Origin of the sequence: Paenibacillus sp. 32352, assembly GCF_002042965.1 — a bacterium.
Lineage (GTDB): Bacteria > Bacillota > Bacilli > Paenibacillales > NBRC-103111 > Paenibacillus_S > Paenibacillus_S vulneris.
This window is the reverse complement of the sequence record NZ_MZNT01000004.1, coordinates 158795-175972: the sequence shown is the minus strand read 5'-3', so window position 1 is coordinate 175972 and position 17178 is coordinate 158795. Positions and strand designations below refer to the sequence as shown.

Below are 17178 nucleotides of genomic sequence, written 5' to 3'. Positions count from 1 at the left end.
TTTGCTTTATGCAGATTTACATACACATACACTGGCTTCGGACGGGACGCAGTCTGCCTCGGAGAATGTAAGGCTCGCTTGCGAAGCGGGCATGGGAGCCGTAGCTGTGACGGACCACGATACGGTAGCGGGGATTGAGGAAGCGCTGGAAGCAGGCAGCCGGCTTGGGATTATTGTAGTCCCCGGGGTTGAGATCAGCACCATGTCCAAAGGGCAGGATATTCATGTGCTTGGCTATTTCATCGATCATCGCGATCCGCTGCTGTTGGAGCGGTTGGGTGAAATACGCCAGGTTCGCGATCGGCGTAATGAGATGATGATAGCGCGCCTGAATGAGCTTGGAATGGAAATTACGATGGATGATGTGAAGGCATCGCTTATTCAGTCTAAGAAGCAAGACGAGACGATCGGAAGACCGCATATTGCCGACGCTTTGGTAAGAAAAGGGTACGCAGCTTCGATGACCGAAGCCTTTGATCGCTATCTTGGTAAGGACGGCGCCGCTTATGTCAATCCGCCGCGTATTGGTCCGGCTGCCGCAATCCAATGGATATTGGAGTCCGGCGGCGTTCCTGTTCTGGCTCATCCCGGGCTGTACGACCAGGACGAGCTCATAGGCGAGCTTGCTGCACAAGGGTTGGCAGGCTTGGAGGTATACCATTCCGACCATACGCCGGAGCAGGAGGCCCATTACAAGCAGCTGGCTGAGCAATATCATTTGATTATGACAGCTGGCTCCGATTTTCACGGCGAACGGAACGGGGTTGTATTCCATGCCCCGATCGGCTCGCGCCAAATCTCGGTGGAAGTCATTGAGCAGCTGCGTCAAGCAAGGAGGAACGCAAATGAACGTTCGTAAAGCCATCATTCCTGCCGCAGGGCTCGGCACCCGTTTTTTGCCGGCAACCAAAGCCCAGCCGAAAGAAATGCTGCCTATAGTCGATAAACCCGCTATTCAGTACATAGTTGAAGAAGCGATCGAATCGGGTATCGAGGACATTATGATCGTGACGGGCCGCAATAAACGGGCTATTGAGGATCATTTTGACAAATCCGTGGAGCTGGAAATGATGCTCGAGGAGAAGGATAATCAGGAGCTGCTGGATATCGTACGCAAGGTATCCAATTTGGCGGATGTTCACTACATTCGTCAAAAGCAGCCCTTGGGGCTCGGACATGCGGTCTTGTGCGCGCGCAAGTTTATCGGCAATGAGCCGTTTGCCGTACTTCTGGGTGACGATATTATCCAATCGGAGCCGCCGTGTCTAATGCAAATGATCGACCTGTTCGAACAGACGGAAACGGCGGTCATAGCAACACAGCAAGTTCCCTGGGAGGATGTGAACAAGTACGGCATCGTATCGCCGTCGCAGAAGTCAGGCACATTCTCCTATATTGACGATCTTGTGGAGAAGCCTGACCGTGATCATGCGCCGTCCAATATGGCCGTTATCGGCAGATATATCATCACTCCTGAAATATTTGGCATATTGGAGAAGTGCGAGCCGGGAAGAGGCGGGGAGATACAGCTGACGGATGCGCTTCGTATCTTGAACCGGGAGCGGCAGATGGTGGTATATCCGATTCAGGGCAAACGATACGATGTCGGGGACAAGCTCGGCTATATCGAAGCGACTATAGAATTCGCCCTGCAAAGAAAAGAGCTTCAAGGGGCGTTAAAAGCTTACCTGACCCAGTTAACAGAGCCGTGGCGCAGATAAGAAAAAGACAAGACCGGACAACCGGTCTTGTCTTTTTCATTGTCTGAATCGGGTATCGAAAGCAATGCCCGTTCTGTGGGGTCAGGTTGTTTCCAAACAGACACGCCCACATTACGGGGTTATTTTATACTAACAGGCATTCGTTTGATCATGTCAGCGTCAGGAGTGACGAACAGCGTCTTCTGATGATCGTAAATAACGAAGCCGGGCTTGGCGCCGCTGGGCTTGCGCACATGCTTGATGAACGTATAGTCGACGGGGACCTGGCTCGATTCCTTGGCCTGACTGAAATAGGCGGCTAGCTGCGCGGCTTCATGCAGAGTCTGCTCATTAAATTGATTGCTGCGGATGACGACATGAGAGCCGGGAATGTCCTTCGTATGCAGCCAGGTATCGCCGGATTGGGCGAGCCGGTTGGTCAAATATTCATTTTGCGTGTTGTTCTTGCCTACGTAGATTGGTATGCCTTCCGTTGAGGTAAAGCAGGAAAGAGAAGGCTTCTGATTCGGTTTCTTCTTGCGTGATTTTTTGCCGCGGTCGCGAATGTACCCCTGCTCCACCAATTCCTCGCGGATTTCCTCAATATCGCTGAGCGAGGCGGTGCCAAGCTGCTGCAGTAATGCTTCCAAATACCGGATTTCCTCATGTGTTTGCTCCAATTGCTCGTTGACGGCAATCAGGCTGTTTTTGCTTTTCGTATATTTCTTGAAATAGCGCTGTGCATTCTCGGAAGCCGTCAGCAGCGGGTCCAAAGCAATGGTGATCGGCCTTTGCTCCTCGTCATAATAGTTGATGACCTCGATCTCCGAATCGCCTTTTTGGATTTGATGCATCGAAGCCGTCAGCAGCTCTCCAAGAATCCGGAATTTATCCGCATCCTGCGCTTCCTCCAGCGTTTCCTGAAGCTTGTCGAGCTTTTTGATGTTTTTGCTTCGTTCATTTTGAAGAAAGCGGAGCAAATCCGACACGCGCTGCTTCACTGTGTCCCGCTCGGCTTTATCTCCGTAAAAAGCTTCAAGGCATTCGCTTACGGAAGGGTAGTGCGTTACGGTTCCCTGGATATGCGATAGCTCGGTTATGGAAAAATAGGCTTTCCCGTTCGCCTCTCGCTCGCAAATGTTCGGCTGCGATTGGTCCTGGCGAAGCTGCTCGATCAAAGCGTGGAATTGCTCCCATAGCAGGGCGGCGTTCTCCTCCGGAGTATTCGCATCGGTTAATGGAGGATGGCAGCGGGATGTCAATTCCTTGGCTACAAGCGGACTGAAGCCGCTGAACCGGTTTACGATCCGCTGCTCCCAGGTTTCATCGCCAGGCGCCGAACGGGGCTTATCCAGCTCATCCTGCTCTAGATCAGGCAGCGGGCTTGTAACGCTTGCAATAAAGCCTTCCTTATTCACGTCAAAAGGATGCTGCTTATGCTGCTCGGGAGGTGACACATATTGACTTCCCGGCATGACGATCCGATAGCTGCTGATGGCCGGGGTAACGTGATGAATCCCGTCGATGATAGTCCCTGCTGAAGGGTCCACTAAAATAATGTTGCTGTGACGGCCCATGATTTCGATTATCAGCGTTTTGCTGCTCATATCGCCAAGCTCATCGCGCTGGCGTATTTGCATATGGATGACCCGTTCGAGTCCGGGCTGAGTGATGCTCTCGATAATTCCGCTCTCACAATGCTTGCGGAGCAGCATGCAGAACATGGGGGCTTCCAGCGGGTTCAGGAAGCTCTGCTCTGTCAGATGTACCCTCGGATAGGTAGGGTTTGCTGACAGAAGAAGCTTCAGGTTGCTCCCCTGAGCTCTTAACTGCAGGACAATATCATGCTCGGAGGGCATGTGAACTTTATTGATTCTGCCGCCCACACAACGCTGCAGCTCATGCACAAGGCTGTGGACGACCAGTCCGTCTAACGACATGTTTGAGACAACTCCAATCGATGATTCAAGAATAAGATAATGGTAAAGTACCATTCTCTATCATGCCATATTTTCGCTAAAAACTTAAGTCCGTTTTCCTTTGTGCTATTTTGCGGCTTGTCTGAATACATTTACTAAAAGAAGCTGTCCTTGTGGTGATGTTCCGAACAGGGGAGGCATCGTAACAACCTTTTTGGTACAACCTTTTGGGAGGGAATGAGCAGATGGGTCACAAGCAGTGGTATCAAATGACGGCTGAGGAAATTCTGCAAATCCAGCAGATCGAACCGTCACAGGGGCTCTCTTCAGAAGAGGCGGAGAGGCGATTAAAGGAGCATGGTCACAATGAACTGTCCGAGGGGAAGAAAATATCGCCGCTCTCCCTTTTCCTAAACCAGTTTAAAGATTTCATGGTGCTGGTGCTGATGGGGGCGACGTTAATTTCCGGGCTCCTGGGAGAATATTTGGATGCGATCACCATTATCGCCATTATCATCATGAACGGTATTCTGGGCTTTATTCAGGAGTTCCGTGCCGAACGGTCGCTTCGTGCTCTCAAGGAGCTTTCGGCACCAAACGCGAAGGTCGTGCGGGGCGGATTGATCGAGCATATTCCGGCCAAGCACCTTGTTCCCGGCGATGTCGTCGTCATGGAAAGCGGGGACCGGATCCCTGCCGATCTGAGGTTTATCGACGCCAACGGCTTGTACGTGGAGGAATCGGCGCTGACCGGAGAATCGGTGCCTGTTGGCAAGCACACAGCTGCGCTTCAAGCTGAAGAGGTGCCGCTTGGAGATCAGCGGAATCTCGGCTTCATGGGAACGATGATTACGCGCGGAACGGCCAAAGGAATTGTTGTACGTACCGGAATGAATACGGAAATGGGGAAAATCGCCGATTTGATTCAAAGCACGGAATCCATGGATACGCCTCTTCAGCATCGTTTGGAGCAGCTCGGCAAAATACTAATCATCGTCGCTTTGGCGCTGACCGTTCTTGTTGTCGTAGCAGGTATCGTGCATGGACAAGAGCCATACGGCATGTTCTTGGCTGGAGTCAGCTTGGCGGTGGCCGCCATTCCTGAAGGGCTTCCCGCTATCGTTACCATCGCGCTGGCATTGGGCGTGCAGCGGATGATTCAGCGCAAGGCGATCGTAAGGAAGCTGCCTTCCGTCGAAACGCTGGGCTGCGCATCGGTCATATGTTCCGATAAGACGGGCACCCTGACACAAAATAAGATGACGGTCACTCATCTGTGGCTGGGGGGCAGCCTGTTGGAGGTAACCGGGGACGGATACGCCCCGCATGGTGACATTCTTCAAAAAGGAGCCCAAGTCAATCTAAAGAAAAACCAGATGCTGCGGAGACTTCTTCAAGTATCGGTGCTGTGTAATAATGCGGTACTTGTTGAAGAAAAGCAGGAGACCAAAAGAAAGAAGCAGGAGGAAGATACGCCGGTTTCTTCATGGAATATCAAAGGAGACCCGACCGAGGGAGCGCTTGTCGTTCTCGGAGCGAAGGCCGGGATGACGCAGCAGTCCATCGAAGGCTTGTACAGGCGTGTAGGGGAATATCCTTTTGATTCGGAGCGCAAGCGCATGTCGGTGCTTGTGGAGCATCAAGGCGGCCGAATGGTATGCACGAAGGGGGCACCCGACGTGCTTCTGAATCAATGCTCCTATGTCCTGTGGGACGATAGAGTGATTCCGTTTACAACGACACTGAAGCAAAAGGTGCTGGCAGCCAACGAAGGCATGGCAAACAACGCGCTCCGTGTTCTCGGCGTGGCTTACCGTGATGTTAAGCCTACAGAGCGCTGCGATGCAGAGGAGGAGGTCGAAAGCGGACTCATCTTCATCGGTTTGGCCGGAATGATCGACCCGCCTCGCAAGGAAGTACGAGATGCCATCTCCAAATGCCGCAAGGCGGGCATCAAGACGGTCATGATTACAGGGGATCATCAGTCCACAGCCGAAGCCATCGCCAAGCAGCTGGGCATTCTCCCGCCTAACGGTGGACTGGCACTCAACGGTCATCAGCTGAGTCAGATGTCGGACGACGATCTGGACGCTCGGGTTGACGATACCTACGTGTATGCGCGGGTATCCCCTGAGCACAAGCTGCGAATCGTGAAGTCGCTGCAAAGAAAAGGTCATGTTGTCGCGATGACGGGGGATGGCGTTAACGACGCGCCTGCTATTAAAGCGGCGGATATCGGGATAGCGATGGGCATCAGCGGCACGGACGTATCGAAGGAAGCTTCGGCGCTTGTGCTTAGTGACGATAACTTTGCAACGATAGTGGCAGCAATAGAGGAAGGGCGCGGAATTTATGAGAACATCCGCAAGTTTATCCGTTATTTGCTCGCATCCAATGTAGGCGAGATTATGACCATGTTTCTTGCTATGATGGCAGGTCTTCCGCTGCCGTTAATTCCGATTCAGATTTTGTGGGTCAATCTGGTGACAGACGGTCTTCCGGCAATGGCTCTCGGCGTCGACCAGGCGGAAAAGGATCTCATGCAGCAAAAGCCGCGCCCGGCAAGGGAAAATATATTTGCCCGGCGTCTTGGCTGGAAAATTATTAGCCGCGGGATTCTGATCGGCGTATGTACCTTGGCCGCGTTCATGATCATGCTCCATCAAGGAGGCAAGAATGAGGCGGACGTACTGGTAAAAGCTCAGACGGTTGCCTTCGCTACGTTGGTTATGGCTCAGCTGATTCATGTCTTTGACTGCCGCAGCTCCCGCTCGATCTTCCACCGCAATCCGCTTCAGAACGGCTACCTGGTGCTCGCTGTCGTTTCATCGCTGATCCTTATGCTGGCGGTATTGTATGTAGAGCAGCTTCAGCCGATTTTCAAAACCGTTCCGCTCGGGTGGAAGGATTGGATTATTGTATTGATTTTCGCAGGTATTCCGACGTTCTTCATGGGCTTCGGCAGCCTGATGAGCAAGCCGTCCAAGCGCAAACCGATCCGTTACGGCAGCGCCAAACCGGTGGCAAGATAAACAGATTCCGCAAGACCGGCGATGGGAAAAATGCCCATGAGCCGGTTTTTTGCTTTTTAGCCCGAAATCGGTTAAAATTTTGCGGAAAAACTATGCATTACCTTGTTTTTGCGTTATGATAATGGCTAAACCAAAAGAATACGGGAGTAGGATAGAAAGCAGGGGAGAAGCAATGAACTTTACAAAAATGCATGGACTCGGGAATGATTTTATCGTTGTCGGAGGAGAAAAGGAACTCCCTGCCGATGCGAGCCAGCTTGCGGTCCGGCTGTGCAGCCGGTTTTTCGGAATCGGGGCAGACGGTTTAGTATATATACTTCCTTCAGAAATAGCGGATTACAAGATGAGAATTATAAATTCGGACGGCTCTGAATCCGAACAATGCGGCAATGCAGTTCGCTGTGTTGCCAAATATATTTACGAGCATGGTCTGGTCGACCCTGATAGACGGGAGATCACGGTGGAAACGATCGGAGCGGGAGCTCAACAAGTGCAGCTCACGGTTGATAATGGGAAGGTGACAGCAGTCCGCGTAGATATGGGGGCGCCGATATTAAAAGGAACGGAAGTGCCGACGGCGCTCGACCTCGATGTCGTATTGAACCACCCTATCGAAGTAGACGGACGCCAGTTTGCGTTTACAGCCGTTTCGATGGGGAATCCTCACTGCGTAATCTATGTGGAGGATGCCGTAGGCTTTGACTTGGCCGCTTGGGGACCCAAGCTTGAAGTGCATCCTATGTTTCCTCGCCGCGTCAACGTAGAATTTGTAACGGTCAAATCCCCCGTCGCTATGGATATGCGAGTATGGGAGCGGGGAGCGGGACCGACGCTCGCTTGCGGAACTGGAGCCTGTGCGACGCTGGTTGCCTCCGTTCTGAACGGTAAGTCGGAGCGTTCGGCCACGGTTTCCTTAAAAGGCGGGGATTTATTCATAGAATGGGACGAGGCAAGCAATCACGTGTTCATGACCGGTCCGGCGGAGCAAGTGTTCGAAGGCACCGTAACATTGTAATGAGCGCATTTATTGGGGAAAAGCGAGGCGGAAGATAATGAAGCTTGAGTTGAGAGAAGCGCTCCGTCAGCATATATTGGTCGGCGATGGAGCCATGGGGACTTATTTGTACCAATTGGGGTTTCCGGTTGGAATTTCCTATGAGGAATTGAATCTGTTAAAGCCGGATGTTATTATGGACGTCCATCGCCGTTATTACGAGGCGGGCGCGCGGCTTATTGAAACGAATACCTTTTCTGCCAATCGCGAAAAGCTGTCCAAGTACGGTCTGGAGCAGGACGTAGAGGCTATTAACCGCGCAGGTGTAGAGCTTGCCCGTAAAGCGGTCGGAAAAGATGCTTACGTCGTCGGAGCGATCGGGTCGATACGTGCCGGCAAAAGAAAAAATGTGCGGACAACAAAGGTAAAGGAAGATATACGCCAGCAAATCGAAATACTGCTTGATACGCAGGTCGACGGTCTGCTTCTGGAATCGTTTTATGATCTGGAAGAAATGCTGATTGCGCTCAAAATCATTCGCAAGCTGAGCGACATTCCCGTCATCTGCCAGTTTGCCACGGAAGGCACCGGGACGACCCACGACGGCGTGACGCTGCCGGAAGCCTTCGCCAAGCTGAAGCAGCATGGAGCGGACGTCGTCGGCTTTAACTGCCGAAGCGGTCCTAACGGCTTGCTCCGTTCGCTTGAAAAGGTGGCCGGAATGAGCGATCCGCTTCCGTATTCGGTATTCCCGAATGCGGGAATACCGGATTATGTGGACGGGCGGTTTACGTATGCGGCGACACCGCAATATTTTGCCGAGACGGCGCTCAAGTTTGCCGATCTGGGCGTCCGGATCATCGGAGGATGCTGCGGTACGACTCCAGAGCATGTTGCTGCAATGGCGCAATCGCTGCATGAGTACACACCGGATGCGACAAAAGTGACCCGCTTGCAGAACGCGGGGACTGTGTCGTCGGCAGAGCAAGAGAAATCGAAGGCGGCCGAGCTCCAGTTCGCACCGTTTCCGGATGGAGGAGCTTCCAATCAGGAGCCCAACATCGTGGAGCTGGTCAAACAGCGCCATACTGTCATTGTAGAGCTGGATCCTCCGAGGGATTTGGATATCACCAAATTTATGCAAGGCGCCCAAGCGCTGAAAGAAGCCCGCGTCGATGCATTAACGATGGCGGATAATTCCCTCGCCGTAACCCGGATGAGCAACTTGGCTCTCGGTTATTTGGTCAAAGAACAGACAGGCCTGCGACCGCTGATTCATATCGCGTGCCGCGACCGGAATATGATCGGAACCCAGTCGCACATGATGGGTCTCCACGCACTTGGAATCGACCATGTACTTGCTGTAACAGGCGACCCTGCGCGATTCGGCGATTTGCCCGGCTCCAGCTCGGTGTACGACTTGACTTCGTTCGAAATCATCCGTATGATCAAGCAGTTGAACGAAGGAGTCGCCTTCTCGGGCAAGGCACTGAAGAAGACGGCTAATTTTATTGTCGGAGCCGCATTTAATCCTAACGTCAAATATTTGGACAAAGCCGTCCAAAGGCTGGAGCGCAAAATTGAGGCGGGCGCGGATTATATTATGACGCAGCCTGTTTATAATGCGGAATTAATAGAAAAAATATATGAAGCGACGAAGCACTTATCCGTTCCTATTTTTATCGGAATCATGCCTCTGGCAAGCGGAGGCAATGCAACCTATCTCCATAACGAGGTGCCCGGAATTCAATTGTCCGACGACGTGCGTCAGAGGATGGGAGAGCTGAAGGGTGAAGAAGGCCGCGCTATGGGGGTACAAATCGCCAAAGAATTGCTGGATACGGCGATGAAATATTTTAACGGTATTTATTTGATGACGCCGTTCCTTTCCTATGAAATGACGGTACAGCTGACGAACTATGTGTGGGAGAAATCCGGCCGGGCAGTTTCCACTTGTACCCATTGACAAAATGAATTAATATAGAATAATGGATGTGAATGCCATGGTTCGCAGTATGACCGGATTCGGACAAGCAAATCGTTCCTTTGCGGGTTACCATGTTCAGATGGACGTGAAATCCGTCAATCACCGCTATTGTGAAGTGCAAGTCCGGATGCCCCGAGAATGGATGAAATATGAAGACCTCGTAAAGCGCGTCGTTCAGCAGGAAATCAAGCGCGGCCGCGTAGACGTATTTGTGTCGGTGGAGCGGAAGACGGATGCAGCCGGTTCCATGGAGATCAACTGGGTAGCAGCTGAGGCATATCGTTCAGCGGCCGATCAGTTGAAGGCAAAGTTCGGATTGGAAGGCTCATTGGCGCTTCAAGACTACCTGCGCATACCTGAGCTGATAACGTTCCGTGAGACGGATGAAGCAGCCGAAGAGGATATGGAGCGCGAATGGACACTGTGTGTTCAAGAAGCGGTTCAGCAGCTCATCCAGATGCGTACCTTGGAGGGAGCCCATTTAGGGGAAGATACGCTGCAGCGCGTGCAGGCTCTGGAATTATACCTTGAGCAGGCGCGCCGATTATCGCCTCAGGCTGTGCAGGATTATGCTGTCAAGCTGCGTGCCCGAATTCAGGAGCTGATGCAGCAGCCTGTGATTGATGAAGTGCGGCTGGCAACGGAGGTAGCCGTGTTTGCGGACCGTGCCAATGTGGATGAAGAAATAACAAGACTGCTTAGTCATTTTCAGCAGTGCAGGCAGCTGCTAAGCTCGCCAGAGCCGATAGGTAGGAAGCTGGATTTTCTAGTTCAGGAAATGAATAGAGAAGTGAACACCATCGGCTCCAAAGCCAATCATGCCGGTCTTACCGCCATCGTAGTTGAAATGAAGGCGGAGCTGGAGAAAATGAGAGAGCAGATTCAAAATATTGAGTAACAACCACGTTTTGCGACAGCAGGCTTGGGTTATGCTTTACGATGTAGGCTTTACCTGTGGAGAAGCTCAGACGATGTTCATGAGTGCAGACATCCTTTTCAATATCATCTGCTGAGCTTACGATGTACTTCCCGTTCGGGAAAGCTCTTAGGAGGAAACAAGATGGCAATCAAACTTATTAATATCGGATTCGGTAACATCGTATCCGCTAACCGAATCATTTCCATCGTGAGTCCGGAATCCGCGCCTATCAAAAGAATTATCCAAGAAGCGCGCGACCGTCACATGCTGATTGATGCAACCTACGGCCGCCGTACGCGTGCAGTGATTATAACGGACAGCGATCATGTCATCTTGTCTGCTGTGCAGCCAGAAACGGTGGCCCATCGACTTTCTAATAAGGACGATGATCATGACGAGTAAGGAAAAGGGAATCTTAATTGTACTTTCGGGTCCATCCGGAGTAGGCAAGGGAACAGTATGCAAGGCGTTAAGACAATGCGCACCCGAGCTGATCTATTCGGTATCCGCCACTACCCGTGAGCCAAGGCAAGGGGAAGTGGACGGAGTAAACTATTTCTTTAAGACGAGAGAGCAGTTCCAGAAGCTGATCGAAGAGGATCAGATGCTGGAATGGGCGGAATACGTCGGAAATTATTATGGCACCCCAAGAAAATTCGTGGAAGACACATTAAATGCCGGTAACGACATCATCCTCGAAATCGAAGTGCAGGGTGCGCTGAAGGTGAAGCAAAAGTTCCCGGAAGGCGTATTTATTTTCCTGTTGCCTCCTTCCATGGATGAGCTTGAGAACCGCATTGTCGGCCGGGGGACAGAGTCTGAGGAATCCATCCGCAACCGGATGTCGGTCGCCATGGATGAGATTCGTCTAATGGAGCATTATGATTACGCAATCGTTAACGATCGTGTGGAGAATGCCTGTTCCAGGATTCAGTCGATTATCGTATCAGAGCATTGCCGTAAAGAAAGAGTCGTTAATAAAATCAAACAATGGATGGCAGAGGTGAACTAAGCATGTTATATCCTTCAATCGATAAATTGCTGGACAAAGTAGACAGTAAATATTCGTTAGTAGTAGCGGCAGCCAAGCGGGCCAGAATGCTTCGCGACGGTTCCAAAACCGAGGTTCGCAACAAAAGATCGCATAAATTTGTCGGTCTGGCGCTGGAAGAAATTTATGAAGATCACATTTCTTACGAGAAGCTGCAAAATAAAGAATCAGTGAAGTAACCTTTACCAACAACCCTCGTGGTTGTTATTTTTTTCTCGAATATCGGGAGGTGGACCGGATGCTGAACGGTAAGACGATACTTTTAGGTGTCAGCGGAGGCATCGCCGCTTATAAAGCGGCTGCTATCTGCAGCAAGCTTAAGCAGGCAGGTGCGGATGTCAGAGTGATCATGACGGAATCGGCGACTCGCTTTATTGCGCCGCTGACCTTTCAAACGCTATCCCGGCATGATGTGATTGTGGATACGTTCGACGAGAAGGATGCATCGGTTGTTTCGCATATCGATTTGGCCGATCGCGCCGATTTGGTCGTTGTTGCGCCTGCAACGGCGAATATCATCGCCAAGATGGCTCAAGGTCTGGCAGATGACATGCTCAGTACAACACTGCTTGCAACGACGGCTCCGATCTTTGTTGCTCCGGCAATGAATGTACATATGTATGGCCATCCGGCCGTCCAGGCCAATATGCGTACGTTAGCCGATCGCGGGGTACGGTTTATTGAGCCGGGAACCGGACAACTGGCTTGCGGCTATGTCGGCAAAGGAAGGCTGGAGGAGCCGGAACAAATCGTTGCGGCTATCGAGCGTTTTTTTGCGGATCGTAAGCTGCTGCAAGGAAAGAAGCTGCTTGTTACGGCAGGGGGAACCGTCGAGCGGATTGATCCGGTACGTTACTTGACCAACGATTCCTCTGGGAAAATGGGCTTTGCCATTGCAGAAGCGGCCCGGAGTATGGGAGCGGATGTCACTTTGGTAGTCGGTAAGGCGTCGGCTGCGCTTCCTGAAGGAATTCGCACCGTGCGCATAGAGTCTGCCCAAGACATGCTGGAAGCGGTTGTGTCCAGAATGCCGGATACGGATATTCTTATTAAGGCTGCGGCTGTAGCCGATTATCGTCCTGCGGAGCAGGCAAAGCAGAAGATCAAGAAACAGGACGAGGAAATGACACTGAAGCTCGTGAAAAATCCGGATATTTTGCAGACAATCGGCAGTCTTAAGACGCATCAGTATATCGTTGGCTTCGCCGCGGAAACGGAGCGCATTGACGAGCATGCTATTGATAAGCTGAAACGCAAAAACTGCGATTTGCTCGTCGCTAACGACGTGACTCAAGAAGGGGCCGGATTCGGCACGGACACGAATGTGGTTCGAATTTACGATAATAACGGACTGGTCGAGGCTCTTCCGGTCATGAGCAAACTGGAAGTAGCCAGGAATCTGCTAGTCCATGTGGCGGAACGGATCAAGAAGGGAGATAAGGCGAACTGATGTACGCAAAAGTCATAGTGGACGTCCCGGCCAAGCAAACTAACCGCGCTTTCGATTATTTTGTTCCCGAAGCCATGCGGGAGTGGGTGGCTGTCGGAAGCCGGGTCGGCGTCCCGTTTGGCCCGCGCAAGCTGCAGGGGTTCGTCGTCGAGCTGCATCAACGATCGGATATTGATCCCGGTAAAGTAAAGCCTATTGAAGAGGTTATGGATCTGTATCCCCCATTAACTCCGGATTTGGTTGCACTGGCACATTGGATTAGCCAGACTTACCTGTGCAACGAGATCACTGCCTTGCAAGCAATGATTCCCGGCGCTTTAAAGGCCAAATATGAACGGCATGTGGCTGCGGCAGACACTTCAGTGATTCCGGCAAACGGTCAGCATGTTCTGCTTCTTCCGGTGCAGCAAGAGATTATCCGGTTTGTACGCGAAAAAGGTTCCGTAGAAATGGGAGCTCTTCTTCAAAAATTCAGCTCCTCCGGGGCTGAGATCAAGCAATTGATCGAAGAAGGGCTTCTGATTGAAATGCAAATGATCAAAGACCGGATGGCAGCCAAAAAAGTACTGACAGTGTTTCCGCCGGATGAGCCTGAACGGCTGCTGGAATGGGAAAGGGAGCTGCCGGCAAGAGCGGGCAAGCAAAAGGAAGTGCTGCTGTATTTGGCGGAGCACCCTTACCCGATCAAGCTAACGGAGCTATTGAATGAGCTCGGAATCAGCGCAAGTACGGTGAAGAGCCTGGCGGATAAGGGATGGCTTACCATTAAAGAGGTCGAAGTATTCCGCGACCCTTATGCAAAGAGAAAATTCAACAGAACGGAGCCGCTGCCTTTAATGCCCGAACAGCAGCAGGTGTTCGGCAAAATCGCTCAGGCGGTCACAAACCGTGAGCATAGAGTGTTTCTGCTTCACGGGGTTACCGGCAGCGGAAAAACAGAAGTGTATTTGCAATCGATTCAAACCTGCCTCGATCAAGGGCGGGAAGCGATCGTTCTCGTTCCGGAAATCTCGCTGACCCCTCAAATGGTGGAACGGTTCAAAGGACGTTTCGGCGATCTTGTGGCAGTGCTTCACAGCCGTCTGTCCCATGGAGAGCGTTATGATGAGTGGCGCAAAATCATGCTTAAGCAGGTACGCGTCGTCATTGGGGCCAGATCGGCGATCTTTGCTCCTTTTACCCAAATCGGCCTGATCATTATTGATGAAGAGCACGAATCTTCGTATAAGCAGGAGGAGAGCCCCAAATATCATGCCAGGGATGTCGCTGTCGCTCGCGCTTCACAGCACGATGCGGCAGTTGTCCTGGGTTCAGCTACTCCATCCCTTGAAAGCATGTACGGAACGCTTCCTGTATCGGCACCGGAGGTCCGTCAGCAAGCAGAAACGGTAGAGGTTCAAAGTCTGCCGCTTTTTGATGATGCGGAAAGTGCTTCGGATACGCCTGCCATACAGCGTGTAAAAAAAGATCGCGTTCGTTTTGAACTGCTGACGATGCATAATCGGGTTGAAGGAAGGCCTCTTCCCAAAGTGCAGATTATTGACATGAGGGAGGAGCTCCGAAACGGCAATCGCTCCATGTTTAGCCGCGGCTTGTATAAAGCGATTGAAGAACGGTTACACAAGAAAGAACAGATTGTTTTGCTATTGAACCGCCGGGGATACTCCACATTCGTGATGTGCCGCACCTGCGGATATGTGGCTCAATGCCCGCATTGCGATATTTCTTTGACTTACCATCAAAGCTCGCGTGCGATCCGCTGTCATTACTGCGGGTATGCCGAGCGCGAGTTGACGGTTTGTCCGTCCTGCAGCAGCGAGCATATTCGTCATTTCGGTACAGGAACCCAACGTGTGGAGGAAGAACTCGGCAAGCTGTTTCCGGGCATCCGGGTCATTCGCATGGATGTCGATACGACAACGGAGAAGGGCTCCCATGAAAAGTGGCTGACCATGTTCCGCAACCGGCAGGCGGATGTACTGCTTGGTACCCAGATGGTAGCAAAGGGGCTTGATTTTCCTCATGTTACTCTGGTTGGGGCTTTGGCTGCGGATACGGTATTGAATCTGCCGGATTTCCGGGCAGCGGAGCGTACGTTCCAGCTGCTGACGCAGGTGGCGGGGAGAGCGGGCAGGCATGAGCTTCCCGGAGAGGTGTTCGTTCAGACCTATGCGCCTGAGCATTACAGCATTATCAGTGCCAGCAGGCATGATTATGGCAGCTTTATGGAGAGGGAAATGACGCTTCGCAAGCTGCATGAGTATCCTCCGTTTCACAGGCTGATTCTGATCACGATGAGCCATGAACAGATCCCGTTACTGATGAGGACGGCGGAAGCTTTGGCTGCCCGGCTGAAGGAGCTTGCCAAGGAGCTGCACCCGCTTCCGGTTGAAATATTGGGCCCGGTCGCATCGCCCATTGCCCGAATCAAAGATAGATATCGATTTCAATGCATGATAAAATATCGTGGAGAAGCTACCATATCCGGACTTGTACGGCGTGCGGTATCCGCATTCGAGGATATGGAGAAGCAGCACAAGCTTACCATTAGCGTGGATGTGGACCCGCAAGTATTGATGTGATATTCGTTCTTATCCCATACCATAGATCCAACAGATTCAACATGTGCATGTGATGACGTACTTTATCATCACCCTTACTTAAGAAAGGTGTGTTCCTAATGGCAATTCGTATTATTGTAAAAGATCCTGACCCGGTGCTTCGTGAGATCAGCAAGCCGGTGACCAAGATCAATGCTAACATTCATAAGCTGCTTAACGATATGGCCGATACGATGTATGACGCGGAAGGCGTTGGCCTGGCGGCACCGCAAATCGGCATATTGAAACGTGTAATCGTAATGGACGTCGGCGACGAGCATGGGCTGATCGAGCTTATTAACCCTGAAGTGATTGAGAAGGAAGGGGAGCAATTCGGTCCGGAGGGGTGCTTGAGTATTCCAGGGAAGACCGGCGATGTTCGTAGAGCTCAACGAGTGAAAGTAAAAGGACTAGACCGTGACGGCAATGAGATTGTTATTGAAGGGACGGATTTATTGGCCCGCTGCATCCTTCATGAGGTTGACCATTTGAACGGCGTTCTTTATACCGACCTTGCGGAAGCAATGTACCGCAATGAGCATGGTGGTGAATCATGAGAGTAGTCTTTATGGGGACGCCGGAATTTGCCGTACCGTCTCTTCAAGCCCTGTTAGATAACGGAATTAACGTTGTCGGCGTTGTGACCCAACCGGATCGTCCGGTTGGGCGCAAGCGTATTTTGACGCCTACGCCCGTCAAGGTTGAAGCGCTGAAGCATGGCATCTCTGTCCTGCAGCCCGAGAGATTAAGAAGGCCCGAATCCGTCGAGGAGCTGAAGCAGCTGCAGCCCGACCTTATCGTTACGGCGGCCTATGGTCAAATCCTGCCTAAATCGGTGTTGGAGCTTCCGAAGCATGGCTGCATTAATATCCATGCATCCCTTCTCCCCAAATACCGCGGAGGCGCGCCTATTCACCACGCTATCATGAACGGGGATGAGGTTACGGGAGTGACCATCATGTATATGGCTGAAGGCCTGGATACCGGCGATATGATCAGCAAGGTCGAGGTTCGCATTGAGGATACGGATACGCAAGGCTCGATGTTTGAGAAGCTAAGCATTGCAGGGGCAAAGCTGCTTACCGAGACACTGCCTGATCTGATAGCGGGCCGAATCCAGGCGGTGCCGCAGAATGAATCAGAAGCGATATACTCGCCTAATATAACGAGGGAGCAGGAATTGATTGATTGGCATCAGCCTGCTTTGGCCATTTGGAATCAGGTTAGAGGGCTAAATCCTCGCCCGGGAGCCTATACGCTGTGGAACGGGGAAGTGTTGAAGATCTGGAGCTGCCGCAAGCCGGAGGCAGGACAAGCATCGCCCCGTACGGACAACAGCCAGCCCGGTACAGTAGTAAGCATGGGCGAAGAAGGGATCGTTGTGGTCACCGGCAGCGGAACCATCACGATTACCGAGCTGCAGCCTGCGGGTAAAAAAGCAATGGATGCGGCCCAGTGGATACGCGGCGGACAACTGGCCTTGGGAACCGTATTAGGCATTGCAGCGCAATAAAAGCAGGAGGATA

General features: G+C 51.8%; 14 protein-coding genes. 13 read left to right on the top strand and 1 reads right to left on the bottom strand.

Annotated features, from left to right (window positions below):
- The first annotated feature begins 1 nt into the window (after nucleotide 1).
- Together B1728_RS11425 and galU are read left to right on the top strand one after the other, a co-directional pair.
- Nucleotides 2-859 (top strand): PHP domain-containing protein, encoded by an 858-nt coding sequence (locus tag B1728_RS11425; RefSeq protein WP_079910344.1) that lies wholly within the window; start codon nucleotides 2-4, stop codon nucleotides 857-859.
- Nucleotides 846-1721, top strand: coding sequence for a UTP--glucose-1-phosphate uridylyltransferase GalU (gene galU, locus B1728_RS11420; RefSeq protein ID WP_079910343.1), 876 nt, complete (start codon nucleotides 846-848; stop codon nucleotides 1719-1721). Before B1728_RS11425 ends, galU begins: the two co-directional genes overlap by 14 nt.
- Before the next feature lie 119 nt (nucleotides 1722-1840).
- On the opposite strand, the gene B1728_RS11415 is transcribed toward galU, so the two are convergent.
- Entirely contained in the window at nucleotides 1841-3640 is a 1800-nt protein-coding gene (locus B1728_RS11415; RefSeq protein WP_079910342.1) for an Rqc2 family fibronectin-binding protein, read from the bottom strand.
- Nucleotides 3641-3864: 224 nt separating this feature from the next.
- Between B1728_RS11415 and B1728_RS11410 the strand changes: the two genes are divergently transcribed.
- The 11 genes from B1728_RS11410 (at nucleotide 3865) to fmt (ending at nucleotide 17165) form a co-directional block, all read left to right on the top strand.
- Nucleotides 3865-6651, top strand: coding sequence for a calcium-translocating P-type ATPase, SERCA-type (locus B1728_RS11410; RefSeq protein ID WP_079910341.1), 2787 nt, complete (start codon nucleotides 3865-3867; stop codon nucleotides 6649-6651).
- 172 nt (nucleotides 6652-6823) lie between these two features.
- Nucleotides 6824-7666 (top strand): diaminopimelate epimerase, encoded by an 843-nt coding sequence (dapF, locus tag B1728_RS11405; protein WP_079910340.1) that lies wholly within the window; start codon nucleotides 6824-6826, stop codon nucleotides 7664-7666.
- A gap of 37 nt (nucleotides 7667-7703) precedes the next feature.
- Nucleotides 7704-9611 (top strand): bifunctional homocysteine S-methyltransferase/methylenetetrahydrofolate reductase, encoded by a 1908-nt coding sequence (locus B1728_RS11400; protein WP_079910339.1) that lies wholly within the window; start codon nucleotides 7704-7706, stop codon nucleotides 9609-9611.
- A gap of 37 nt (nucleotides 9612-9648) precedes the next feature.
- Complete coding sequence (locus tag B1728_RS11395; RefSeq protein ID WP_079910338.1) at nucleotides 9649-10530, top strand: YicC/YloC family endoribonuclease; 882 nt, start codon at nucleotides 9649-9651, stop codon at nucleotides 10528-10530.
- Between the two features lie 162 nt (nucleotides 10531-10692).
- Entirely contained in the window at nucleotides 10693-10953 is a 261-nt protein-coding gene (gene remA / locus B1728_RS11390) for an extracellular matrix/biofilm regulator RemA (protein WP_009672664.1), read from the top strand.
- Entirely contained in the window at nucleotides 10943-11563 is a 621-nt protein-coding gene (gene gmk, locus B1728_RS11385) for a guanylate kinase (RefSeq protein ID WP_079910337.1), read from the top strand. The genes remA and gmk overlap by 11 nt, the downstream gene beginning before the upstream one ends.
- 2 nt (nucleotides 11564-11565) lie before the next feature.
- Nucleotides 11566-11781 carry a DNA-directed RNA polymerase subunit omega gene (rpoZ, locus tag B1728_RS11380; RefSeq protein WP_079910336.1) on the top strand — a complete coding sequence of 72 codons (216 nt, stop codon included), beginning with the start codon at nucleotides 11566-11568 and terminating at the stop codon, nucleotides 11779-11781.
- Nucleotides 11782-11840: 59 nt separating this feature from the next.
- On the top strand, nucleotides 11841-13052 hold the full coding sequence (gene coaBC, locus B1728_RS11375; RefSeq protein WP_079910335.1) for a bifunctional phosphopantothenoylcysteine decarboxylase/phosphopantothenate--cysteine ligase CoaBC: 1212 nt from the start codon (nucleotides 11841-11843) through the stop codon (nucleotides 13050-13052).
- On the top strand, nucleotides 13052-15634 hold the full coding sequence (gene priA, locus B1728_RS11370) for a primosomal protein N' (protein ID WP_079910334.1): 2583 nt from the start codon (nucleotides 13052-13054) through the stop codon (nucleotides 15632-15634). Before coaBC ends, priA begins: the two co-directional genes overlap by 1 nt.
- 98 nt (nucleotides 15635-15732) lie before the next feature.
- Nucleotides 15733-16209, top strand: a complete 477-nt coding sequence (gene def, locus B1728_RS11365) for a peptide deformylase (RefSeq protein WP_079910333.1) — start codon at nucleotides 15733-15735, stop codon at nucleotides 16207-16209.
- On the top strand, nucleotides 16206-17165 hold the full coding sequence (gene fmt, locus B1728_RS11360; RefSeq protein WP_179135978.1) for a methionyl-tRNA formyltransferase: 960 nt from the start codon (nucleotides 16206-16208) through the stop codon (nucleotides 17163-17165). Before def ends, fmt begins: the two co-directional genes overlap by 4 nt.
- Nucleotides 17166-17178 lie beyond the last annotated feature (13 nt).